General features: G+C 36.9%; 17 protein-coding genes. 8 read left to right on the top strand and 9 right to left on the bottom strand.

Going from position 1 to position 25,033, the window contains the following annotated elements; all coding sequences use genetic code 11:
* The first annotated feature begins 708 nt into the window (after positions 1-708).
* Positions 709-1,737 carry a LacI family DNA-binding transcriptional regulator gene (locus ATE47_RS05895; RefSeq protein WP_062163465.1) on the top strand — a complete coding sequence of 343 codons (1,029 nt, stop codon included), beginning with the start codon at positions 709-711 and terminating at the stop codon, positions 1,735-1,737.
* Between the two features lie 192 nt (positions 1,738-1,929).
* Here ATE47_RS05895 and ATE47_RS05890 read toward each other — a convergent pair whose 3' ends face one another.
* The 9 genes from ATE47_RS05890 to kduI all read right to left on the bottom strand — a co-directional run bounded on the left by ATE47_RS05890 (position 1,930) and on the right by kduI (position 12,586).
* Positions 1,930-2,481, bottom strand: a complete 552-nt coding sequence (locus ATE47_RS05890; protein WP_062161087.1) for a dual specificity protein phosphatase family protein — start codon at positions 2,479-2,481, stop codon at positions 1,930-1,932.
* Positions 2,482-2,732: 251 nt separating this feature from the next.
* Positions 2,733-4,352, bottom strand: coding sequence for a UxaA family hydrolase (locus ATE47_RS05885; protein ID WP_062161086.1), 1,620 nt, complete (start codon positions 4,350-4,352; stop codon positions 2,733-2,735).
* Between the two features lie 3 nt (positions 4,353-4,355).
* Positions 4,356-5,819 carry a tagaturonate reductase gene (locus ATE47_RS05880; RefSeq protein ID WP_062161085.1) on the bottom strand — a complete coding sequence of 488 codons (1,464 nt, stop codon included), beginning with the start codon at positions 5,817-5,819 and terminating at the stop codon, positions 4,356-4,358.
* A gap of 176 nt (positions 5,820-5,995) precedes the next feature.
* On the bottom strand, positions 5,996-7,525 hold the full coding sequence (locus tag ATE47_RS05875) for an MFS transporter (RefSeq protein ID WP_062161084.1): 1,530 nt from the start codon (positions 7,523-7,525) through the stop codon (positions 5,996-5,998).
* Positions 7,526-7,695: 170 nt separating this feature from the next.
* Positions 7,696-8,355 (bottom strand): ketohydroxyglutarate aldolase, encoded by a 660-nt coding sequence (locus ATE47_RS05870; protein ID WP_062161083.1) that lies wholly within the window; start codon positions 8,353-8,355, stop codon positions 7,696-7,698.
* Between the two features lie 105 nt (positions 8,356-8,460).
* A complete protein-coding gene (locus ATE47_RS05865) occupies positions 8,461-9,468 on the bottom strand; it encodes a sugar kinase (RefSeq protein ID WP_062161082.1) in 1,008 nt (335 codons plus the stop codon).
* 74 nt (positions 9,469-9,542) lie between these two features.
* Positions 9,543-10,940 (bottom strand): glucuronate isomerase, encoded by a 1,398-nt coding sequence (gene uxaC, locus ATE47_RS05860; protein ID WP_062161081.1) that lies wholly within the window; start codon positions 10,938-10,940, stop codon positions 9,543-9,545.
* 18 nt (positions 10,941-10,958) lie between these two features.
* Positions 10,959-11,741: a gluconate 5-dehydrogenase gene (locus ATE47_RS05855; RefSeq protein WP_062161080.1), complete on the bottom strand. Its 783-nt coding sequence runs from the start codon at positions 11,739-11,741 to the stop codon at positions 10,959-10,961.
* An 8-nt stretch (positions 11,742-11,749) separates the two neighbouring features.
* A complete protein-coding gene (kduI, locus tag ATE47_RS05850; RefSeq protein ID WP_062161079.1) occupies positions 11,750-12,586 on the bottom strand; it encodes a 5-dehydro-4-deoxy-D-glucuronate isomerase in 837 nt (278 codons plus the stop codon).
* An 884-nt stretch (positions 12,587-13,470) separates the two neighbouring features.
* Here kduI and ATE47_RS05845 point away from each other — a divergent pair.
* The 7 genes from ATE47_RS05845 (at position 13,471) to ATE47_RS05815 (ending at position 24,966) form a co-directional block, all read left to right on the top strand.
* Positions 13,471-16,494, top strand: coding sequence for a SusC/RagA family TonB-linked outer membrane protein (locus ATE47_RS05845; RefSeq protein WP_062161078.1), 3,024 nt, complete (start codon positions 13,471-13,473; stop codon positions 16,492-16,494).
* A 12-nt stretch (positions 16,495-16,506) separates the two neighbouring features.
* A complete protein-coding gene (locus ATE47_RS05840; protein ID WP_062161077.1) occupies positions 16,507-18,321 on the top strand; it encodes a RagB/SusD family nutrient uptake outer membrane protein in 1,815 nt (604 codons plus the stop codon).
* An 83-nt stretch (positions 18,322-18,404) separates the two neighbouring features.
* Entirely contained in the window at positions 18,405-19,427 is a 1,023-nt protein-coding gene (locus ATE47_RS05835) for a pectinesterase family protein (RefSeq protein WP_062161076.1), read from the top strand.
* Between the two features lie 40 nt (positions 19,428-19,467).
* A complete protein-coding gene (locus ATE47_RS05830) occupies positions 19,468-20,880 on the top strand; it encodes a pectate lyase family protein (protein ID WP_062161075.1) in 1,413 nt (470 codons plus the stop codon).
* Between the two features lie 49 nt (positions 20,881-20,929).
* Complete coding sequence (locus ATE47_RS05825; RefSeq protein WP_062161074.1) at positions 20,930-21,928, top strand: DUF4861 family protein; 999 nt, start codon at positions 20,930-20,932, stop codon at positions 21,926-21,928.
* 11 nt (positions 21,929-21,939) lie between these two features.
* Complete coding sequence (locus ATE47_RS05820; RefSeq protein WP_062161073.1) at positions 21,940-23,193, top strand: glycoside hydrolase family 88/105 protein; 1,254 nt, start codon at positions 21,940-21,942, stop codon at positions 23,191-23,193.
* A 129-nt stretch (positions 23,194-23,322) separates the two neighbouring features.
* Positions 23,323-24,966, top strand: a complete 1,644-nt coding sequence (locus ATE47_RS05815; protein ID WP_062161072.1) for a glycoside hydrolase family 43 protein — start codon at positions 23,323-23,325, stop codon at positions 24,964-24,966.
* The last annotated feature ends 67 nt before the right edge of the window (positions 24,967-25,033 follow it).

Raw genomic sequence — 25,033 nt, 5'->3', positions numbered from 1 at the left:
AATAACAAAATAAAGATATATCATTTTAAATAAAATTTACTTCGTTCTTTTCACAAAAAATCAATAAATAATTTTCAACTGTTTAACGAAAATTAGCCTTTCATTTCATTTTCATAAAAATATACATTTTGTAAGCCGGCGGTATCCTGCTCTTTCATGCTGATTAATTTTGTAATGTTATCTTTTAATCCTTTCAAAATAAAACTAATTACAATTTGCGCAATCGATTGCTCAATATTGGATCATTTAAACTGTTTTTAGTTAAAAGTAATTTCACAATTTGTTTAATTTAATTAGAAGTAAAGCATATAAAATCTAATTAATTCAAAATTAATAATCTGATTAACAACAATTTATAAGTTATAATATATTCAAAATTTACAGATTGATAAAGATCTTCCACATAATACATAAAATTATTACATTTAAAGCATTACAATTTATTAATAATTAATAAAGTAGATTATGGTCAAATTTTAATTATTACTGAGCTTGATTCCTTTGGAGCCGGTTTTATTTTAAGTAAATTTAACCTTAAACTACAAAAGAATTAATTAATTCAATATTTTTTAAGTTTAATCTAATTTTAATCAGTCATAATCTTGTATAAAATCATAATATTTCCTTTTTGATAGGCATAATTTGATTAAATTTACGACCATAATGTATGTTATCCCGGACATACCAAAAACTTCAGAAAAAGCATGTATGAATAAGAAAAATGCCACAATATATGACATCTCGAAAAAGCTTAACGTAAGTGTGGCAACTGTTTCCAGAGCATTGAACGACCATCCGAGAATAAGCCAGGCAACAAAAGATTTGGTGAAGAAAACCGCCAAAGAAATGAACTATAAGCAAAATAATCTTGCCAAAGCTCTGAAAAGCGGGGAAACAAAAAATGTAGGAATTATCGTGCCTTACATTAATACGAATTTCTTTTCATCTGTGATCCGTGGAATTGAGGAAGAGCTTTCTCCGCATGGTTATCATGTGATTATCTGCCAGAGCCATGAGGATGTAAATATTGAGAAAAGGCACCTAAACACCTTGCTTAACGCTCAGGTTGATGGAATTTTCATGTCGGTTTCCAAAACGACAATTGATACCGAACATATTCAGAATATTCTGGATACCACCAACACTCCTATTATCTTTTTTGACCGTAAAAAAGACATTTCAGGGATCAGTACGGTGACTATTGATGACTATCAAGGCGGTTACATGGCAACGCAACACCTTATTAATGAAGGCTACAGAAATATTTGCCATTTTTCTGGGGACTTAAATCTGGAAATTTATCAAAACCGTCTGAATGGTTATAAACAGGCTTTACTTGACCATAATTTAAGTATAAAAGAAGAAAATATCATCACAACCGGAAGTTCGATTGATGAAGGAATTGACGCGGTTAAAAAACTTTGGGATAAAAAGTCCGTTCCGGATGCTATCTTTTCATCCAGTGATTTTGCTGCGTTGGGCGCTTGTCAGGAATTGAAAAAGCGTAAAATTAAAATTCCACAAGAAGTTGCAATTATTGGTTTTTCAAACGAACCTTTTACCCAATTTATGGAGCTTCCGATGAGTTCTGTCGACCAGACTCCTGTAACAATGGGGAAAATGGCGGGACAGGTTTTTATTGATGGTGTGAAAGGAAATGGTTCCGGGGTTTCTATTGAGAAGAAAGTGGTTTTGGCGCCGCAGCTTTATATTAGAAAGTCGTCGAAAAGGAAGTAATTTTTTGATATAATTTCTTTTGTCTTAACGCTACATTTTCCTATGTCGTTGTTGACAACTCAACGTAGAGTTTGTCATTCTGACGAAGAAAGAATCTAAACCAAGCTTTGTGTTGAAGCCAATTGATTAATTATTTTTGAAAGCGGGTAAAGCCTGCTCCAATTAATATAAGCCATTGCTAAATTACTATTTCTAAAACTCTCTTTTCTTATAATTCGTAAGATAAATACCTTTCTGTGAATTTTTTGAAAAATTAGTTCCAAATTCCCAAAACTCACGGGCATTGGTTCTGGCTTTTTCATTAGTAAAGTTCTCATATTCAATCCTGTAAATAGAACTGAATAAACGCGAACGACCGACACCATGATGACAATGGATAAGAACGGGATAGTTTTTGGGATCATCCATAATTTTCAAAAACTTCTGCACCGTGCTGTCTTCAGGGATCTGGTCTGTTGGTAAATTAAAATAATGAATACCCGCAATTTTATCTGCTGCAAATTCTTCAGCATTCACTTGCTTTTTTGTTTCGGGATTTAGTTTTGTCTGCACAAGGCCGTCACGCAGGTCAACGATGGTTTTTATTTTGTGATCGCTGACAAAACTTGCCAGTTTTTCCGGTGGAACTGCTCCTGAATTATAGACTTTATTTTCTGAAATCGTTACCAAATTGTAACGTACTTTTTTCTGATAAAACACAAATGCCAGAACCACGGCAGCAAGAATAACCAGTGAAATTAACATCCTTTTTACTATATTATTTTTAAAACTTAGATTCATAAGATTTTATGATAAAATTTTGAATACTGCGAAGCTACAATCTTTTTTAGAGAAAAAAATAAATTAGCTTGATTTTCAATCATAAAAAGATTAATAATTTTAATTCATAGTCACGTTATCGTTGAAAATTTCATGTTTAAATACTTCAAAAAAGAAAATGCTCTCCACAAATGTAGAAAGCATTTTCAACCCTAATATTTATATAATTTAAACAATTATAAAGATACTCCCCGTCTCCAGGGAATAAAATCATTCTGATTAAGCATATCTGCTTTTGTTTTTACCTCGCCACTTGCTACTTTTATGATGAACTCCAGCAATTCGTCTGCAGCTTCCGGGATTGTTTTTTTCCCGCTGATCACCGTACCGGCATTAAAATCTATAATATCCGGCATTCTTTCCGCCAAAACTGTGTTGGAAGAAATCTTCACTACCGGTGCAATAGGATTTCCCATCGGGGTTCCAAGACCTGTTGTAAAAAGGACTACTGTCGCCCCCGAACCCACTAAAGCTGTCGTACATTCGGCATCATTTCCGGGAGTACAAAGAAGGTTTAATCCGGGTTTTGTGGCATATTCTGTAAAATCCAACACTTCTACAATCGGCGCGGCACCGCCTTTTTTGGCAGCTCCTGCAGATTTCATCGCATCGGTAATTAAGCCATCCTTGATATTTCCGGGAGATGGATTCATATCAAAACCTGACCCTGCCGCTACTACAGATTTTTCAAAATCTTTCATTAATTGAAGAAATTTCACTCCGTCTTCATCATTGATGCAACGGTTTACCAATTCCTGCTCAACACCACACAATTCAGGAAATTCAGCAAGCATGGTTGTTCCGCCTACTGCCGCTATAATGTCCGAAACTTCACCCAAAACAGGATTTGCAGAAATTCCCGAGAAACCATCTGAACCACCACATTCCAAACCGATATTCAGTTTTGTGATGGGTGCCGGTTTTCTTTCAATCTCATTGGCTTTTTTAATGCCTTCGTATGAATCTTTAATAACGCCAGTCAGCATTTCATCGATAGTCCCCGATTTCTGCTGTTCGTAAACCACAATCGGTTTTTTGTTATCCGGAGCCAATGCGTGAAGTGCATCCATAAAAATCTGCACCTGCAGATTCTGGCACCCTAAGCTCAAAACCGTTGCTCCTGCAACATTCGGGTTGTTGACATATCCTGCGAACAATCTTCCCAATGCTTCCGCGTCCTGACGAATTCCGCCACAGCCGCCCTGGTGCGTGATGAATCTTACATCGATATTTTTAAAAATTCTTGTATCAGGTACTTCCTCTTCCACCGCAACATCAGAATCTGAACCGCCATTCAATAATGACCTCAATAACAGTTGATGTTTGCTGGCTTTTTCATGAAGCAGTTCCTTTTCAAAGATATCTTTCAGGGTTTCAATATTCTTATTTTCGCAGAATACCAAAGGAAAGAAAAGCCATACGTTTTCTGTTCCCACCTGCCCGTCTTCACGGTGATAGCCCATGAAAGTGCGGTCTTTCCATTTATCTACATTCGGTGGAGCCCAGCTTAATGTAGTGGTTTTCCCCTCTACTTTTGCACTTTGGTGCTTTACATTTTCCGTGGTAATAACTTCGCCTTTTTTGATGGATTGGTTCGCTTTTCCAACAATCACGCCATACATGATGATATGATCGCCATCCTCAAAATCTACGGCAGCGAATTTATGTTTTGCTTTTATATCTTTCAGAATCGTGTAATCTGCACCGTCAAGATGTACCGATTCGCCGGCAGGTAAATCCAACAGCGCTACGATAACGTTGTCTTTGGGATTTACTTTCAGTACTTTCTTTTGCATGTTTTAAGAATAAAATTGTATAAAGTTGTGATATGCAGTTTCGATATCATTATGGTCGATTTCCCACAACGCCTTTGTTACTGCATCTTTCAAGCCGTTAACCTTTGTAAGGTCTGTGTCCCAGAAAGTGGTTTCGCTTAACGCCAATTCTGCCACTTTTTCATAATTATTATTTGTCCAGATTTCTTTGAATCTGTTTACTATTGTTTCCTCATCATTTATCGGAAGAGCTTTTTCACCAAACTTACCTTGATAAAATCTGATTAAACTTGCCAATGAGAAGGTTAAATTAAGCGGTAATTTGTTGTTAATTTCAACATATTTTAACAGGCTCGGGAGAATTCTCACTTTAAATTTAGAAACAAAATACAAAGCGATACTTGCCTGATAATGTTTGATAAACGGATTTCTGAACCGGTCGAAAACTTCTTCAGCAAAATCTTTTAATTCATTTTCATCTAAACCTAAAGTCGGGTTCACTTCATTGAATATCGTTTCACTTAAAAATTTACCTAAAAACGGATCGTCAATAGATTCTTTTACCGTTTCTTTTCCTGATAAAATAGCCGGAGCCAACATTAATGTATGACCGCCATTCAAAATCCTTACTTTTCTTAAACGATAGGGCTGAATGTCATCAACAACCAAAATCTGTTCATCAATTGTATCGAAAGGAATTCTTTCTTTTAAATTGGCTAAATCCTGAATCACAAAAAGCAGAAACACTTCCGAAACCACCATCATTTGATCTTCATAATCCAGCTGATCTTCATAGGTTTCCACATCATCTTTCGGATAGCCCGGAACAATCCTGTCTACCAATGTGTTGTGGAAATAACTGCTTTGTTCAATCCATTGCACAAAGTTAGAATCTAAATTCCAAAGTTGGGCATATTTTATGATTATTTCTTTTAAAGCAAATGCATTATCTTCAATTAATTCACAAGGAATAATTCTCAATCCTTTATCTTCTGCTCCATTGAAATGTTTGAATCGTTCGTGTAATAAGACCGCTACTTTCGCAGGAAAGTTCTTATGCGGACCAGCGTAATTATTCTCAGATTCGTCGTAAGCAATTCCTGTTTCTGTTGTATTGGAAAAGATAAATTCCAATTCTTCTTCTTTTGCCAAAGCCAGGAATTCATCGTAATGTGTATAAGGATTAATTGATTTTTGAATCGCCGAGATCACCTGTTTTGTGTCAATGATCTCTCCTTTTTTAATTCCTCTTGAGAAAAGCGTGTATACATTATCCTGCTCTTCCAATTTGTGAACTGAACCGCCCGGAGTCGGCTGTACGTTTACGATTCCTGCATTAAATCCTGCTTCTTTATTTAATTTATCAATCACATAATCTGTGAATCCTCTCATGAAATTTCCTCCTCCAAACTGTACAATTTTAATGGGAAGCTTTTCCTGGGAATCAATTAATTCACGATTTAATTTCTGTTTTGTCTGATTTTCCATCTTCTATTGATGATTTTATTTTTAACGCAAAGTCCGCAAAGATTTTTTTTGCCTGAAATGCTGTTTTATTTTTCGTTCGCAAAACGAAGTTTCGCCGATTTCCATAAATCAATTATAAAATTGAGGCAAAGGCGTTACACTCAGCGAAGAACGCTAACTTTTACCAAGAACTTTTATTATTTACTTATCACTTTATATTTTGGAACCAATGCTTTCATTACGGTCCATGCAATTAAATAGGCCACTGCACAGATCGAAAAAATGATCATATAACCTTTATCAATTCCGTCTGAAATTACGGCTCCAGATTTTTCTAATTGTTCAAAAAACCCTTCCGGTAAACGTTCGTTAATATATTGAGGATATTTTTCCAACAATGGAACTCCGTCAACGGTGGTCCAAGCTTTATGAGCATGATCAAATAAGACACCAGAAGATTTATTGATTAAAAATGATCCGATTCCACCTGCCATTCCGCCAATTCCTGTGATGGTTGCGATGGCTTTTTTAGGAAACATATCGCCAACCGTCGAGAAAATATTTGCCGACCAGGCCTGGTGCGCTGCTCCTGCAATTCCGATAATCAATACAGGGATCCAATAGGTAATCGATCCTAAAGGCTGTGCTAAAAGTGCCAGTAAAGGGAAAAATGCAAAAATCAACATGGCTTTCATTCTTCCTGTATAGGCGTTCATTCCTCTTTTTTCAACGAAATATTTTGGAAGCCAGCCGCCGATAATCGACAATAAAGTGATCATATAAAGAACGAATAATGGTAATGCACTTTGCGTGGAATCCATTTTGTAAACTGAGCTTAAATAAGCCGGTGTCCAGAATAAAAAGAACCACCAAATCCCGTCTGTCATGAATTTTCCGAACGCAAAAGCCCAGGTCTGTCTGTAGCTGAAACATTCTCTGAAAGTAAATTTCTTCTCCGGAATACTTGCATCTTCATTGGGCAGGTCATCCTGATCCTGTTGAATATACGTTAATTCATGTTGGTTAACTTTATGATGTTCATGAGGTTTTTTATAGTAGAAAACCCAAAGTCCCATCCACACAAATCCCAATGCTCCAATGATAATAAATGCCCATTCCCAGCCCATTGATTTTGCAATAAAAGGAATGGTAATCGGTGCTGCCAAAGCTCCAACCGTAGCTCCTGCATTAAAAATACTTGTTGCTAAAGCTCTGTCTTTTTTAGGGAAATATTCTGCTGTCGTTTTAATTGCTGCGGGGAAATTTCCTGCTTCACCAACCGCTAAAACAAATCTTGCAAAAATAAATAATGTGACACTTGTACTGATGATTGCGCCAACGTTGTCAACCCGACTGATGATTTCTTTAGATTCTACAAAACCTACCAGCCAGTTTCCCGTTAAAACACCAGAAGTTGCAATTCCGCAAAAAGCGTGTAAAACCGCACCAACAGACCAAATAGCGATCGCCCACAGGAAACCTTTTTTGGTATCCATCCAATCGACAAATTTTCCTGCGAAAAGCATACTTACCGCATAGAAAATAGAAAATAATGCCGTGATATTTCCGTAATCGTTATTATTCCAGTGAAATTCGGGTGCGATGAAGTCTTTCCATGTCAATGACAACACCTGACGATCCATATAATTGATGGTCGTGGCAATGAACAGCAAAAAGCATATCGTCCATCTGAATGTACTCGGTTTAAGAGACTTAACTGAGCTCATATTAATTTTTTAGAATTAGTTATTGTTTGTTGAATATTTTAAATAATGATGCTTGTTTTTAACGCAAAGTCCACTAAGAATTTCCCGCAAATAATGCCGTTGATTTTAAGTTCGTAAAGGCGTTTCACTCAATTAAGATCACAAAGTTTCCAGCTTTTTAAGCATTATTATTATTTTAAAGACTGAATAATTTCCAGTACTTTTTTTGCTTCATTTTCTATCGTTGCATAGTCTTTAGCAAGCATCAATTCTTTACTTACCAGTTTGCTTCCCATTCCTACCGCAGAAACACCGGCTTTGAACCAGCTTTCAATGCTTTCTTTTGTCGTATCAACACCACCGGTCGGCATGAATTTCAGGTTCGGAAAAACATCTTTGATAGCACTCATAAATCCGGTTCCTAAAATGTTTCCTGGAAATAATTTAATGAAAGTTACTCCTGCGCTCTCAGCTTCGATAATTTCTGTCGGCGTCATACAACCCGGACTGTACAACGAATCTTTTGGAATTAAAAATTCAGCAACTTCTGCCACAAACCCCGGACTGATAAAGAAATCTGCACCTGCTTTATCATATTCTTCTGCTTGCTGCACATTCTTTATTGTTCCGATTCCCAAAAGCATTTCCGGCATTTCTGCGTTGCGGATTTCTACCATTTTTGTGAAATTACTCAACGCTGCTTCGCCACGGCTTGTATATTCTACTGCATGGATTCCGGCTTTGTAAAGTGATCTCAATATTTCTAAAGTTACCGTTTCATCAGCATTATAATATAAAGGTAAAACCCCTTGATTGATGATGGTATTTGTAACTAATTGAATTTTTGTCATTTTTAATTTTTTATTAAAAATTATTTTGTTGATAGTTTATAGGATTTTATCCTATCCTCTGTTAAGTCGTCCTTTCGTGACTTCCTCCTGAATTCGGAGATTATTTTACCTTTTTATTCTTCCTCCTGAATCTCCGTTCATCACTTCCAGAATATCTTCTGCGCTGCAATAATTGATGTCTCCGGGAATCGTATGTTTGATTGCACAGGCTGCGTTGGCAAATTTCAGTGCTTTTTCATCATTAAAATTGATTAAGCCATAAATCAAACCCGCTGCAAAAGCATCACCAGTCCCGATTCTGTCGACTACAGGATTGACTTCTAAAAGCTCGGTTTCAAAATAATCATTTCCAACCAAAGCTCTTCCCTGCGTCTGCTGAGAACTTGCCGTAACACCAATTCTTATCTTGTCGAAAACCTTATGAATAGAAGGAATTTGTTGTTTTAATTCTTTACAGGCTTCGATGAAACCTTCTTTATCTAATAAGAACTGAGTTCCCAGAATTTCATTAATTTCATTCACTCCACCGATGAAAATCGTTGAATATGAAACCAATTCTTTCAAAACTTCGTTTCCATTTTTACCGTATTTCCAAAGGTTTGAGCGGTAAGCTGGGTCTGATGTAACTTCAACTCCTAATTCACGGGCTGTTTGTAAACCTTCTTTTAAACTTTCATAGGCCGATTCTGAAATTCCGGGGCTGATGCCTGTCCAATGGAAATATTTGCAGCCTTCAAAGGCTTTTTTCCAGTCAATTTGTTCAGATTTAATATTCGCAAAAGAACCATTTAATCTATTATAAGCGATTCTGCTGGCGCGAACTGATGAACCGACTTCCAAAAAATATAAGCCTAAAGGATGTTCATTTTTGTTGATGAAAGTTGTATCAATCCCGAAACTTTTAATAAAAGAAACCGCCGATTCACCCACAAAATCATCAGAAACACTGCTGATATGTCTCACATCACAACCCATTGTTGCCAATGAAGATGCTACATTAAGCTCCGTTCCGCCGAAAAAAAATTCCATTTCGTGGCTCTGCTTCATGGTTCTGTTTCCCGGTGGCGAAAGTCGCATGATAACTTCTCCGAATGTGACTATTTTGTTACTCATAATTTTAATTAACTCTTTTTATTTAACCACAAAAGACACAAAAGTTTCTTAATGGTTTAAAAATTTAATTTTATTTAAAAATCAAAATAATTTTTAGCATTATGATAACAAATATCTGAAATTGTTTTACCAATTAACTCAATATCATCAGGTAATTCACCATTTTTCATTTCTTCACCGAAAAGATTACACAATACTCTTCTGAAATATTCGTGTCTCGGATAAGAAAGGAAACTTCTGGAATCCGTCAGCATTCCAACGAAACAGCTGATTAATCCCATGTTTGAAAGGGCATTCATCTGCTTGATCATTCCATCTTTCTGGTCAAGGAACCACCATCCTGAACCGAACTGTACTTTTCCTTTGATGCTACCGTCGTTGAAATTCCCGATCATTGTCGCGAAAATCTCGTTGTCGGCGGGATTTAAGTTATATAAAATTGTCTTTGTTAATTTATCTTTTCCGTCTAAAGCGTTTAATAATTTAGACAGCGTTTCAGCCTGAACGAAGTCACCGATAGAATCCCAACCCGTATCAGGACCTAGAATCCTGTGCATTCTTTCGTTATTATTTCTCAAAGCTCCCAAATGAAACTGCTGAACCCAGCCAAACTTATGATAAGTTTCGCCTAAGAATAATAAAATAGCAGTTTTAAACTGATTTACCTGTTTTTCAGCAATTACTTTTCCTGAAATTTTATCATTGAAAATAGCATTAACTTCCGCTTCTGTAAATTCTTCGAAAGAAATATTATTCAATCCGTGATCGCACAGTCTGCATCCGTTTTCGTGGAAATATTCAATTCTTTTCAATAAAGCATCACACAAAGTTTGGTAAGAATTAATTTCAATTCCTGCCGATTCGCCTAGCTTTGAAATATAATCTGCAAAGTTGTGGTTTTCAATTAAAATTGCTTTATCAGGACGGAAAGCGGTACTTACTTTAATAGAGAAGTCACTTTTCGCTAAATCTTGGTGATAATTTAATAGATCTGTAGGATCTTCTGTTGTGCACAGAGATTCTACATTCATCATTTTTAATAAACCTCTTGTCGATTTTTCAGGAGTCTGAAGCTGAGCGGTGATGTTTTCGTAAATTTCTGATGCGTTGTCTGCATTTAATAATTCATCAATTCCGAAGTATCTTTTTAATTCTAAATGCGTCCAGTGATACAAAGGATTTCTCAATGTATAAGGGACTGTTTTTGCCCAAGCCTCAAATTTTTCTTTATCTGAAGAATCTCCGGTGATGAATTTTTCGTTCACGCCCATTGTACGCATCGCTCTCCATTTGTAATGGTCGCCTGCAATCCAAACCTTTGAGATATTTTCGAAAACGGTGTCTTCTGCAATATCTTTGGGAATCAAGTGATTATGATAATCAATGATGGGTTGCTTTTCCGCATACTTGAAGTATAATTCTTCCGCGTATTTATTTTGTAATAAAAAATTATCTGTAATAAAAGGTTTCATTTTAATCTAATTCTGTTGTTATTCATTAGCAGGTTTTCCGATAGTCGCTAAAATCCCGCCGTCAACGTAAATAATCTGTCCGTTGATAAATCTGCTTGCATCCGAAGCCAGGAAAATAGCGGTTCCGGCAAGGTCTTCGGGATTTCCCCATCTTCCTTCCGGCGTTCTGCTGATGATAAAATCGTTGAAAGGATGTCCATCCACTCGAATTGGTTCTGTCTGAGAAGTCGCAAAATATCCGGGACCGATTCCGTTCACCTGAATATTATGTTTTGCCCATTCTGTTGCCAGATTTTTGGTAAGCATTTTCAGACCACCTTTTGCAGAAGCATACGCCACTACATTGTCGCGCCCCAGCTCACTCATCATCGAGCAGATATTGATGATCTTTCCGGATTTTCTTTTGATCATATGTTTGCCGACTAATTTCGACATAATAAAAGGTCCTGTAAGATCTACATCGATTACTTTTCTAAAGTCTTCAACTTCCATTTCAATCGCCGGAACACGTTTGATGATTCCTGCATTGTTGACAAGGATGTCTATTTTTCCATGAGTAGCTTCCATTAAAGCTACTTTCTGAGCAGCTTCCAGTTCGTCCGTCACATCAAAAAGATAACCGGTTGCTTTGTATCCTTTATCATGATAATAGTTTAAAGCTTCCTCTAATTTTGACGGTGTTGTGCTTGTGATTGCCAGTTCAGCACCTGCGGCGGCAAGACCTTCTGCCATTGCCATTCCTAATCCGTGAGTACCTCCTGTGACAACGGCTACTTTACCGGATAAATCAAATAAATTCATTAGAAAAATTACTTTAGTTCGTTAGTTTTGATCCCGTCCATATCGCCGTAGTCCATATTTTCTCCGGCCATACCCCAGATAAAAGTATAATTGGAAGTCCCGACTCCTGAGTGGATTGACCATTCCGGAGACAGCACCGCTTGACGGTTTTGCATAAAAATATGACGCGTTTCCTGAGGCTGCCCCAAGAAATGACTGATCGTCTGCCCTTCTTCCAAATCAAAATAGAAATACGCTTCCATTCTTCTTGTGTGGGTATGCGATGGCATTGTATTCCAAACACTTCCGGGATGAAGCTCCGTCATTCCCATTTGAAGCTGACATGTTTCGAGCACAGAATTTACAATCAGTTTGTTGATCGTACGCTTATTGGCGTATTTTTCCTCTCCTAATTCTACGATTTCGGCTTCGTTTTTCGTGATCTTTTTTGTAGGATAAGTATGATGCGCCGGAGCTGAATTGATGTAAAAATAAGGTTGTGCATCGCCCGATTTTTCAAAAATTACTTCTTTTGCCCCTTTACCAATATATAAAGCTTCTTTGTTGGCAAGCTCATATACTTCACCGTCTACCGTTACTTTTCCTGCACCGCCAACGTTGATGATTCCCAATTCTCTCCTGTCAAGAAAATTCTCGGCTTTCAAATCATCTGTCGGTTCTAGTTTCAAAGCTTGTGTTGAAGGCATAATACCTCCTACAATTAGCCTGTCATACATAGTATAGACTAACTTTATCTTATCTTCATTAAATAAATCATTGATTAGAAACTCCCTCCTAAGATCTTCAGTGGTATACTTTTTTGCATCTTCAGGATGATGGGCGTAACGAAATTCTGACTGTGTCATACTGCTTGATTTTTATACTTTTCTTTTTGCGGTTTTATCAAAACCTGTTAAACATTGCGTAATCGATTGCATAAAATTACACTAAAATTTTGTAGAAATACTTGTTGTTAAATATATAATTATTCTTTAATTAGTTAACAAAAAATTAATTTAAATTTATAAATTATTGGTTTACAGGTAAATATTTTTAAAAATAATATAAGAAAGAAGAAATTTTTTAGAAAATATTGCAGATATTATTAACCAAAATTAATACTCAAATCACTTTTGAATATAAAATCATGCCAAATAAAATAACAAATATGTTGATATTAATTTGACAACAATATATTAAAACTACTATATATATTGTATATAATAAGAATAATTAGTGTCAAGTATAAAATTTAACTAAAATATTAATTTGAAAAGATGACAAAAATCAGGAAAATTGCAAAAAAGTTAATCCTGACTATCAATTTTGGGAAATTTTCAAGGCTAAAAACAGTTAAATTTTAAGTAAATTTTAAGTTTTAAATTAAGAAATAATTAAGAAAATTTAATTTTTTAAAGAAATATTTACGGCATCTTTAAAATTAACAAATTGTTAATTTACAACACTTTACAAAACTAATAACATCAATTATTTCGCAAATTTTATCATACAATGATAATCAAATTAATGAAAAAATAATATTTTTTTCTTTGCATATTGGAAAATAATATTAGTTTAGAAGCCAAGATATTTATTATGAAAATTTACGCAATCGATTGCACTCTAAAATGTGTAAAATCTTTCAGAAAAATATTTGCCACTAAAAATCAGTAGAATACTTACAAATCCACACAAACAAAAACGATTGAAAAAAACTTTCAACCAAAAATTAAAACTATAAGGATACAAAATGGATAAAAAAGTACAATCAATAAAGTGGTTATATCTAACTTTCTTTTTATTTCCTGTCCTGGCAATGGCTCAAGAAAAGGAGACGCAAAAGGATAAAGAAACCAATATCGATGAAGTGGTTTTGGTAGGTTATTCCAAGGTTTCCAAAAAAGATGTTACCAATGCCGTTGGCTCAGTAAAGGCCGACGAAGTGAAAGATATGCCCGTAAACAGTGCTGCAGAAGCCATCCAGGGCAGAGTTGCGGGGGTGCAGATCATGGCAAGTGAAGGATCTCCCGGCGCTGATGTAGAAATTAAAGTAAGAGGGGGTACATCGATTACACAAAGTAACGCCCCACTCTATATCGTGGACGGAATCCAGATGGACAACGCACTTACTGTCATCTCACCCAAAGAAATTGAATCAATTGAAGTCTTAAAAGACGCCGCTTCCACTTCCATCTACGGATCGAGAGGGGCCAACGGTGTTGTTTTGATTACTACAAGAGGAGGCCGTAAAAAGGCTGCAACTACCATCAATTACAACGGCTATACCGGAGTAAGAAAAATCATGAATACCATTCCGGTGCTTGATCCTTACCAGTTTGTAATGTATCAGTATGAGCTTTACAATAAAGGAGGAGACTTGGCTGACCAGACAACATTCAACACGAGATATGGTGCGTTTGATGAACTGGCTTCAAAATATGGAAATATTAAGCAAAGAGATTGGCAGGATGAGCTTTTCGGAAAAGAAGCGTTCAATTTTACTCACAATTTAAGCTTAACGGGAGGCTCAGACAAATCTGCATTTTCATTGACTTTAAACCATGTGGAAGAAGACGGGATCATGCTTAATTCTGGCTTTAGAAGAAGCATGGCCAACTTTAAATATGATTTTGATATTTCTAAAAAATTAAAAGTCGGAATCAATGCGAGATACAGCCGCCAACTGATTTCCGGGGCGGGAACTTCCGCATCAGGTTCTCAGGGAACAAACAGACTGAGAAATGCGGTAAGGTATCAACCTTTTGAGGGAGGAAGCAATGTTCCGATCGATGATTTTGACCCGAATTACTCAACGTTAACCAATCTTGTTAATCCACTTATCCTAAATGATAACGAGGTAAAGGAAAACAGAACCAACGATTTATTATTAAATGGATATTTAAATTATAACATTACAAAAGATTTAACTTTCCGAAGTGTAATCGGTTACGTTCAAAGGGATAATGCCGTAAATCAGTTCTGGGGAACCGTTACAAGTGACGCGAGAGCCAACAACAATCAGCCGATTGTGCAGCTTACAAGGTCTCAAACAAGAAGAATTACCAATACCAATACTTTAAACTATACTAAGAAATTCGGGAATCATAAACTTGATTTATTAATTGGTGAAGAAACCGTACAGACGGACGGAGAAACTTCAAACACCTACACAAAATGGCTCCCCGTATCTATCAGTCCGAATGAAGCTTTCGCCAATATTCAGTCTGCAATTCCGCCATCAGGGATGATTCAGGATGCACCCCGAACGGCAGCATTACCACCGGACAGACTGTTTTCATTATTCGGTAGAGCCAATTATATTTTTGCCAACAAATATATTGTAACAGCTTCCGTAAGAGCGGATGCATCAAGTATTTTCAGACCGGGCAGCAACCAATGGGGAACTTTCCCGGCCGTTTCGGTAGCATGGAAAATCAAAGAAGAGAGTTTCTTTAAAAATAAAGAATGGCTGGAAGAGCTTAAGCTTCGTTTCGGATACGGTCTCGCAGGAAACAACAGAATTCCGGCTTTCCTGTATGATACATTTTTTACGACTTCTACAGATTTCGGATATACCTTCGGAAGCGGTGTAACGCCGGGAGCAACTACAGGAAACACACTGGCCAACAAAAATGTAACCTGGGAAGCTACAGTTTCTAAAAACTTAGGGCTGGATTTCGGGCTCTTCAACGGAAGATTATATGGAAGTGTGGATACCTACATCACTGATACAAAAGATTTGTTGATTTTAGCCAAGATCCCGCAAACATCAGGATATGAATATCAATATCAAAACTCAGGAAAAACGCAGAACAAAGGGATCGAAGTTTCACTGGGAGGTATTATCGTCAACAAAGAAAACTTCACATGGAAAACAGATTTCAACATATCAGCTAACAAAAATATCATCAAAAGCCTAGGAGCAGGAGTTTCCGGAGGTAACGATTATTACCTTGTAGCTTCGGGATGGGTAAACAATTTATATGATTTCATCGCTAAAGTCGGCAATCCGGTAGGAACTTATTACGGATACGAAACTGAGGGTAGATATGAAATCGGTGATTTTGATTTTAACCCCGCAACTCAGGCTTATACCTTAAAAGCAGGTGTTCCCAATGCAAGTGCTGTCGCGAATGGTTCAAAGCCAATCCAGCCGGGAGATCTTAAATTAAGAGATTTAAATGGTGACGGACAGATCACAACAGCCGATCAAACCGAACTAGGAAGCGCTCAGCCGAAATTCTACGGAGGTTTCAACCAGACTTTCAGATACAGAAACTGGGATATGAGCTTATTTTTCAATTTTTCTGTCGGAAATAAAGTTTACAATGCCAATAAAATCGAGTTTACCACTCAATATTTATACAGAGACAACAACATGGCTGCAGAAGTTGCAGACAGATGGAGATGGTTTAATGATCAGGGTGTAAAAGTAACAGATCCTACTGCCCTGGCTGCATTGAACGCCAATACAACCATGTGGACGCCTCCGCAAGGAAACTATATTCTTCATTCTTATGCCATTGAAGACGGATCTTTCTTAAGATTAAATAACGTAACAATAGGCTACAGCCTTCCAAAAGGTTCGTTAGAAGTGCTTGGTATCAAGAATTTCAGATTGTATGCAACCGTAAATAATTTATTTACCATCACCGGTTATGACGGTTACGATCCGGAAGCAAGTACGAGAAGAAATCCTTTGACTCCGGGAGTTGATTATGCTGCATACCCTAGAAGCAGATTTATTTTAACAGGTGTTGATATAACCTTTTAATTAAACTTAAACATGAAAAAGACAATAATTATATTAAGCTGCATCCTTTCGCTTACCACTATAAATTCATGTAGCGATTATCTGGATCCTGAAAACTTTTCCAGTGTTTCGGAAGCACAGCAATTCGACAGCACTTCAGACACTTTCACGGCATTGGTGGGTGTTTACAGCCAGTTGGCGGGCGATGACGGGTACGGACAGAGATTAGCTTTAATTTATCCTCATTCCAGCGACGATTTCAGAACGTCCGGAGACTACAATTGTAATGACAGAAGGGGAATCTCAACTTTCGGGGCCTGCCCTACCAATACAGAATTAAATAAACCTTTCTTAAAATTATACTCAGGAATCGAAAGAGCGAATCTTTGCATTAAAAACATTCCGCTTTCTCCTGTTTATCAGACAGGTTCCGATGCCGATAAAAAATTAATGGACCGCTATCTTGGTGAAGCATTAACATTAAGAGCTCAGTTTTACTATGAATTAATAAGAAACTGGGGCGATGTACCTTTTCAGGACAAGCCATCAGCGGATTACGACAATCTTTATCTTCCGAAAACCGATAGAGATGTTATTTATGAAAAAATCATTGCAGATTTGGCTCAGGCTTCAGCTTTAGTTCCGTGGAGATCAGAAGGAAGCACTACAAATGCTAGAATTTCAAAAGGTTTTGTTAAAGGTTTAAGAGCCAGAATCGCATTGGCGAGAGCGGGTTATTCTTTAAGGAGAAGTCCACAGCAGATGGCACAGGGTTCAAATCCACAAACCTATTATCAGATTGCTTACGATGAATGTAAAGACATCATGAACCACGCGGGAGAACACAGCTTAAATCCAAGCTACGAAGCAGTTTTCAGGGCTTTGCACAGCAACACGCAGGACGCGACAAACGAAATCATTTTCTGTGTGGGAGCTTTTGGAGGTAATGCAAGAACTGATAGTAAAATCGGTTATTACAACGGTTTAAAGCATGACGATAATTCCAACTGGAAAGGTGGTGGCGGTATCAACGCACTTCCAATTTACTTCTACGAGTTTACAAAATATGACTTGAGAAGAGACATGAACGTAGGAATTTTTAAAGTGAATAATGCCAATCAGGCGGAAATTGTAAATGCCATTTCTTTCACAGACTCAAAATACAGAAAATCCTGGACGAATATTACAGGACCTTCTCAAAACCTCGCTGTTGACTGGCCTTTGCTGCGCTTTTCAGATGTTTTGCTAATGTTCGCAGAAGCAGATAATGAAATTCACGGCGCACCTTCTACAGAAGCGATCAACGCGGTAAAACTTGTGAGAAACAGAGCTTACGCCGGAAATTTAGGTCAGGTGGGGACAATTCCTACAGATAAAGTGGGATTCTTCAATTATATTGTTCAGGAAAGATTATTGGAGCTGGGTTCTGAAGGAATCCGTAAATATGACCTGATCCGTTGGAATTTATTAGATGCAAAAATTACGGAAACAAGACAAAAACTGACAGCTTTTGCAAGCGGAACCGGACAATATGCAAACGTACCGTTGAATCTTTATTATAAAAAATCGGTTTATGATCCTACAAAATCTGCACAGCAAAATGTCAACGATATTGATATTTTCTTCACCGGTGGCGACAAATCTCAGGTATTTTACATGCCTTCTCAGGATGCAACACCGACAGGTTATACGAAAATTGCTTGGAGAGCAGCCGTTTTGCCTACATACATCAGTGATCCGGTAAAAGGTTTTGCACAATATTTTCAACCGAATAAGAAAGAATTGTTACCTATTTACAGTGACATCATTCAATCGAATTACAATCTTACACAAGATTACGGTTATTAGATAAAAAGTTTCACATTCATATCAAAGAATACAGGCTTCCTCCCCACAAAGAGAAGTCTGTATTTTAACTCAAAATTTATTTAATGAAAACTTCCACTTTTATTAAAAATTTTAAAACACTTTCAATTTTTTCGATTGTATTGTTAAGTCTTCTTTCTTTTAAAACCAATGATAAAATAATCGTGGTTTCAAAAGACGGAAAAGGCAACTTTACCACGGTACAACAAGCCATCGATGCCGTTGAAAATAGTTCCTCCACAAGAACAAAAATTTTAATTAAGGCTGGCGTTTACAAAGAAAAAATTACCATTCCCGAAACAAAAGGACCTATTTTGCTTGAAGGAGAAAATTCTGAAAACACAATTATCACTTACGATGATTTTGCTTCAAAAAAGAATCCGGAAGGAAAAGATATTGGAACAACAGGTTCTTCAACGATTTTTATTTATTCAAATGACTTTACGGCAAGAAATATTTCATTTGAAAACAGTTCAGGAAAAGTCGGACAAGCCGTTGCAGTCTTAACTTCAGGCGACAGAATCGCCTTTGAAAACTGTAGATTCTTAGGAAATCAGGATACTTTATATGTAAAAGGTGTTCAGGATTTAACAGACAAAACCAAACCTTCAAGAAATTACTTTAAAAACTGCTACATCGAAGGCACAACCGATTATATTTTCGGAGCCGGAACCGCTGTTTTTGAAAACTGCACGGTCTATTCTAAAGAAAGCGCAAGCTACGTCACAGCCGCTTCTACTCCAGAGGAAAGTGAGTACGGATTTGTTTTTATTCAATCTAAAATTATAGGGGATGCGAAAGAAAATTCAGTTTATCTAGGAAGACCGTGGAGAAATTTTGCAAAAACAGTTTACATCGATTGTGAAATGAATTCTACCATAAAACCGGAAGGATGGCACAATTGGAACAAACCCGATGCAGAAAAGACAACGTTTTACGCAGAATTTAATTCAAAAGGAACCGGAGCAAATGCTGCAAAAAGAGTTTCATGGTCGCATCAATTAACAAAACAAGAAAGAAAAAAATACACAACAGACAATATTCTCAAAGGAAAAGACCACTGGAACGCGAAAAAAAGTTTAAAATAATTTAAATCAAAATATCAAAAACGCCAAAGAATTTTCAATCATGAAAAAACACTTCACCAAAATAATGACGATAGGGATTGTATGCGGAAGTTTGACTTTTGTTGAAGCTCAAAACGTTCTAAGTTTTCCCGGTGCAGAAGGTTTCGGAAGATACACAACCGGCGGACGAGGCGGAAAATTTTATGTTGTTGATAAGTTGACAGATGATGGTTCGGAAGGCACTTTGAGACATGCTTTAAACCATAAAGGACCGAGATATATTGTTTTTAAAACCGGTGGAACGATTTACTTAGAATCACCGTTAAGAATAAAAGAAGGCGATGTCACTATTGCCGGACAAACCGCTCCCGGAGACGGAATAACGGTTGCCAATTATGAAACTTTTGTTGCAGCAGACAACGTAATCATCCGTTACATGAGATTCAGGATGGGTGATCAGAAAAAATATCAGGGTGATGCTTTTGGCGCAAGATTTATCAAAAATCTGATGGTCGATCATTGTTCGATGAGCTGGTCTACGGACGAAACGGTTTCCATTTATGTTAATGAAAATACTACACTTCAATGGTCTGTGATTTCTGAAAGTTTAAGAAATTCTACCCACGAAAAAGGTGCTCACGGATATGGCGGAATCGCAGGCGGAAAATTTGCCTCTTTTCATCATAATATCTACGCGCATCACGACAGCAGAAATCCGAGATTGGGAGAATATGCGGGAAGTAAATTTGCACTGACCGATCTTACCGATTTCAGGAATAATGTGATCTATAATTGGGGTCATAATAATATCTACGGAGGTGAAGGGATGAACGTGAATATCGTTAATAATTACTACAAACCCGGACCTGCAACAACAACAAAACAACGGATTGTTGCCATCGATAAAAATAAAAAGCCACAAGCTGAAGTGTACAACATTTGGGGGAAATATTACATCAACGGAAATGTTATGGAAGGAAACCCTGAAATCACGAAGGACAACTGGACGGAAGGTGTTTTCGGTCAGATGAAATCTTACAATTTGACGGATAAAGATAAAAACTCCATAAAAATTAATCAGCCGCATGATGTTCAGGACAATGTGAAAACTCATTCCGCGAAAGAAGCATTTGAGAAAATTTTACAGTTCGGAGGGGCAAGCTTGGTGAGAGATGCCGTTGATCTGCATGTTTTAAAAGATGTAAAAAATGGAAGTTTCACGTTCAAAGGTTCAAAAGGAAGCACCAACGGAATCATTGATTCTCAAAATGATGTAGGCGGATTTCCAAATTTAAATCCAGGAAAACCTCTCCTCGATTCAGACAATGACGGAATGCCCGATGAATGGGAAATTAAAAATAAATTAAACCCGAAAGTTGCCAATTCCAACGGACGGGATTTAGATAAAAAATATGATAATATTGAAGTATATTTTAACGATTTGGTTAAAAAAATAACTAAAGAACAATCCTAATAACTATGAAACCTTTTAGTTCAAAACCAGTTATCTAATAAAAAGTATTATGAAATTCAGTTTGTTTAAAATAGCAATTGCAGGAGCATTTTTGAGTTCAACATTTTCTCTGGCTCAGACTTCTGTGATTGAAAAAATTAAGAAAAATCCAAAAGCTCCTTTTTCTTACGCGGAACTTTCCGTAAAAGAAGGCGGAAAATGGGAAGGCAATCAGTACATTGGAGGAACTTTTAAAAATATTAATGAACTTGTGCTTCCTGCCGAACATACAGACCATTCTTACTATATCAGATATGAAGGTATCGGTCTGGAAAACAACCAGATCGGTTACAGACTATACTTGGATTGGAGAAATGCAACGGATATTTTCGGTAAAAAAGTAAACACTTTGGTTTTACCTGAAGTCGGACAGGACGGTTTTGAATCCTATCACCACGATGCACCGTGGGGACAGGATATTTTGAAATCCGGCCGTACCATCGGCATCGGTTCTTACGGAAGATACGACGAGCAGAATGATTTTATTGAAACCTTTAAAGTCGTGAAAAATACAGCTGTAAAAGTGGTTAACGAAAAAGATCAATCTTATGCAACCATCGATTATAAAGGCTGGAAAACCTGGGGCGATGCGATAGATTTACAATCAAAACTGACGATTTTTAATAAAGACCGTTTTGTAAAAGTAGATTTAAATTTAAGCAACACCATTTCAGGATTATGTACCGGAATTGTTGCCATTAAAAATATTCCGTTAAAACAAGGAATCAGTAAAAATAAAAAATGGGCCTACATCGCTACTTACGGCAACCAAACCGAGACAAAAAAAGAAGATAATCTGGGAATGGCTGTCTTCTACTCTCTTGAAAGTTTTGATAAATATGTTAAGACAAAATCCACTCACACTGTAGTTTTCAAGAAAACGAAGAATGTTTCTTATTACTTTTTGGGGGCTTGGTCTATGGAGCCAAATGGCTTAGCAACTGAAGAAGCCTTTTATCAGGATTTGGATAAAAAACTGGATATTTTAGATAAAAATAATCAACTTTAAAGTTTAAAATAATGAATTTCATTAACCACAACATAAAATTATTGGCATTTGCCGCTTTAGGTTCAGGAATATTTTTAGCTTGTGCCCAAACAAAAGTAGCAACTCAGACAAAAACTGCAACATCTCAATCCGGAAAAATTGTTCCTGCCCATCTGAAATGGTCTGAAAGAATGATGCTTTCCGAAATGCACCGTTTCCCGGAATCCTGGATGCTTGATTTCAGCAAAAGTCCAAAATGGACCTATCCATCAGCGATTGTATTGGATGCCGCTGAACAACTGTACGCAAAAACCGGTAAAAAAGAATACTACGATTACATCAGCGACTTCGGAGAAAAACTGATCAAAGAAGACGGCACCATTCTTACCTACGAGATGGAGAAGTACAATATAGACCTTCTGAACAGCGGAAATGTTCTTCTCTATCTTTACGAAAAAGAGAAAAAAGAAAAATACCTGAAAGCTCTTCAAACTCTTCGTTTACAAATTGACGGGCAGCCAAGAACTAAAGAAGGGTCTTTCTGGCATAAAAAAATATATCCATACCAGGTGTGGCTGGATGGCCTGTACATGGGGATGCCTTTCTACACGCATTACACAAAGGATTTTGTAAAAGGTGCAGAAGCTACAAAAGCATATGATGACATTGTATTTCAGTTTGATTCAGTTCAAAAGAATCTTTTAGACAAAAAAACAGGATTGCTTTACCACGCCTGGGACGAAAGCAAAGAACAGGCTTGGGCAAACAAAGAAACCGGACTTTCCCCGAATTTCTGGGGAAGAGCAATGGGTTGGTATGGAATGGCCATGGTGGATGTTTTGGATTATTTGCCTAAAGATCATCCGGGAAGGGCAAGAATAATTTCTTACATAAAATCTTACGCCGATGCCATCATCAAAGTTCAGGACAAAAAATCGGGTCTTTGGTACCAGGTATTGGACAAGCCATTAGAAAAAGGGAATTACGAAGAAGCAACTGCTTCAGCAATGTTTGTTTACACAATGATAAAATCTGTAAACAAAGGATATTTACCAGCATCTTATAAAACTGCCGCTAAAAAAGGATACGACGGAATCATTAAAAATTTAATTACCGTTGATGAAAACGGAGTCGTAAACTTAAATAAATGCTGTGCTGTCGCAGGTTTAGGCGGAAAACCTTACAGAGACGGCTCATACGAATATTATGTAAATGAAGAAATTCGTTCCAACGACGCCAAAGGAACAGGACCTTTCATTTTGGCAAGTTTAGAATTTGAAAAATAAAGGATAAAATACTCACCTTTTGCTAAGTATAACGCCTTTGCGAATGGAAAATATGCAGAATCAATTAAAAAAATCTTTGCGCTCTTTGCGTTAAAAATTTACTAAAACGAAATAAATGAATCTGATTTAATGAAGACAAAAAATATTTTAAATATACTTTCAATCACAGTTTTTTCTATTGCATCAAATTATTTGAATGCGCAGGAAAAGAATTATGTTTCTGAAGTCTGGACAGCAGATCAGGGAAAAAATTACAGAAATCCCATTTTATATGCAGATTATTCTGATCCCGATGCCATTCGTGTCGGTGAAGATTATTATATGACGGCTTCAAGTTTCAATGAGGCTCCGGGATTACCTATTCTCCATTCAAAAGATATGGTTAATTGGAAATTAGTAAATTATGCACTCCCGGATGTTCTTCCACACGAATATTTTTCAACTCCCAAAAGAGGCGATGGAGTCTGGGCGCCGAGTATCCGATTCCACAAAGGTGAGTTTTATATTTATTGGGGCGATCCCGATTTCGGAATCTATATGGTGAAAACCAAAGATCCGCTGGGAACCTGGGAAAAGCCTGTTTTGGTGATGGAAGGAAAAGGTTTGATTGATTCATGCCCGTTTTGGGATGATGACGGAAATGCGTATTTAGTTCATGGTTGGGCAGGAAGCCGCGCAGGAGTGAAAAGTTTACTTTCAGTGAATAAAATGAATCCGGAAGGCACCAAAGTCTTGGATAAAGGCGTTCATATTTTTGACGGCCACGATGCACATCCAACCGTTGAAGGCCCAAAATTTTATAAAAGAAACGGCTATTACTACATTTTTGCTCCTGCAGGCGGAGTGGCAACAGGTTGGCAATTGGTATTAAGATCAAAAAATATTTATGGTCCTTACGAAGAAAAAATTGTTTTAGAACAAGGTTCTACAAAAATCAACGGGCCACACCAGGGAGCCTGGGTTGATACGCCTTCAGGTGAAGATTGGTTTTACCATTTCCAGGATGTTGATGCTTATGGAAGAATTGTTCATCTTCAGCCAATGAAATGGGAAAAAGACTGGCCAATCATAGGAATCGATCTTAATAAAAATGGAATCGGTGAACCGGTTTTAACCTATAAAAAGCCAAACGTTGGGCAATCCTACCCTATCGTAACTCCACCTGAAACAGATGAATTTGATGGAGAAAAATTAGGCATTCAATGGCAATGGAGCGCAAACGAGAATATCGTTTGGTCTTCAAAATTGCCAGGCCAGAAATTTTTAAGATTATTTTCGATGAAAGCGTCTGAAGGGGAAAAAAATCTGTGGAACATTCCTAATTTATTAACTCAAAAATTCCCAGCTCCGAATTTTACAGCTTCCACAAAGGTTAAATTAATTCCCGAAGATGCCAAAGAAGGAAAAACAGCAGGACTTTTGGTGATGGGATTAGATCATGAATCCATTGTAATTACCAACAAACCGGACGGATTTTATTTACAGTTAAGAAGAGCCGAAAAAGCTGATAAAGGCGGTGAAGAAAAGGTTTTATTTGAAACAAAATTAAAAGGTAATGAAGCTTATTTAAAAGTAAATGTGAACGAACCGAATGGTTTATGCCAGTTTAGCTACAGTGAAAACGGGAAAAATTTCATCAAGGTTGGCGATGTATTTCAGGCAAAACCCGGAAAATGGATCGGTGCTAAAGTCGGTTTGTACAGCATAAGCACAGCAAAAGCTCCACGCGGCGGATACGCAGATTTTGATTGGTTTAGAATTACAAAAAACTAATTTCGATTAAAAAATATAGAAACCTAACAGGTTTTAAAAACCTGTTAGGTTTGTTAAAAATAAAGCA

The organism is Chryseobacterium sp. IHB B 17019, assembly GCF_001456155.1.
Taxonomy (GTDB): domain Bacteria; phylum Bacteroidota; class Bacteroidia; order Flavobacteriales; family Weeksellaceae; genus Chryseobacterium.
Note: the sequence above shows the minus strand (reverse complement) of the source record. Positions and strands in the feature narration are given on the sequence as shown.

Bases quoted from the DNA above. Each gene is read 5' to 3' on its own strand.
- ATE47_RS05895 (WP_062163465.1), top strand. From the start codon at position 709: ATGAATAAGAAAAATGCCACAATATATGACATCTCGAAAAAGCTTAAC.
- ATE47_RS05890 (WP_062161087.1), bottom strand. From the start codon at position 2,481: ATGTTAATTTCACTGGTTATTCTTGCTGCCGTGGTTCTGGCATTTGTG.
- ATE47_RS05885 (WP_062161086.1), bottom strand. From the start codon at position 4,352: ATGCAAAAGAAAGTACTGAAAGTAAATCCCAAAGACAACGTTATCGTA.
- ATE47_RS05880 (WP_062161085.1), bottom strand. From the start codon at position 5,819: ATGGAAAATCAGACAAAACAGAAATTAAATCGTGAATTAATTGATTCC.
- ATE47_RS05875 (WP_062161084.1), bottom strand. From the start codon at position 7,525: ATGAGCTCAGTTAAGTCTCTTAAACCGAGTACATTCAGATGGACGATA.
- ATE47_RS05870 (WP_062161083.1), bottom strand. From the start codon at position 8,355: ATGACAAAAATTCAATTAGTTACAAATACCATCATCAATCAAGGGGTT.
- ATE47_RS05865 (WP_062161082.1), bottom strand. From the start codon at position 9,468: ATGAGTAACAAAATAGTCACATTCGGAGAAGTTATCATGCGACTTTCG.
- uxaC (WP_062161081.1), bottom strand. From the start codon at position 10,940: ATGAAACCTTTTATTACAGATAATTTTTTATTACAAAATAAATACGCG.
- ATE47_RS05855 (WP_062161080.1), bottom strand. From the start codon at position 11,741: ATGAATTTATTTGATTTATCCGGTAAAGTAGCCGTTGTCACAGGAGGT.
- kduI (WP_062161079.1), bottom strand. From the start codon at position 12,586: ATGACACAGTCAGAATTTCGTTACGCCCATCATCCTGAAGATGCAAAA.
- ATE47_RS05845 (WP_062161078.1), top strand. From the start codon at position 13,471: ATGGATAAAAAAGTACAATCAATAAAGTGGTTATATCTAACTTTCTTT.
- ATE47_RS05840 (WP_062161077.1), top strand. From the start codon at position 16,507: ATGAAAAAGACAATAATTATATTAAGCTGCATCCTTTCGCTTACCACT.
- ATE47_RS05835 (WP_062161076.1), top strand. From the start codon at position 18,405: ATGAAAACTTCCACTTTTATTAAAAATTTTAAAACACTTTCAATTTTT.
- ATE47_RS05830 (WP_062161075.1), top strand. From the start codon at position 19,468: ATGAAAAAACACTTCACCAAAATAATGACGATAGGGATTGTATGCGGA.
- ATE47_RS05825 (WP_062161074.1), top strand. From the start codon at position 20,930: ATGAAATTCAGTTTGTTTAAAATAGCAATTGCAGGAGCATTTTTGAGT.
- ATE47_RS05820 (WP_062161073.1), top strand. From the start codon at position 21,940: ATGAATTTCATTAACCACAACATAAAATTATTGGCATTTGCCGCTTTA.
- ATE47_RS05815 (WP_062161072.1), top strand. From the start codon at position 23,323: ATGAAGACAAAAAATATTTTAAATATACTTTCAATCACAGTTTTTTCT.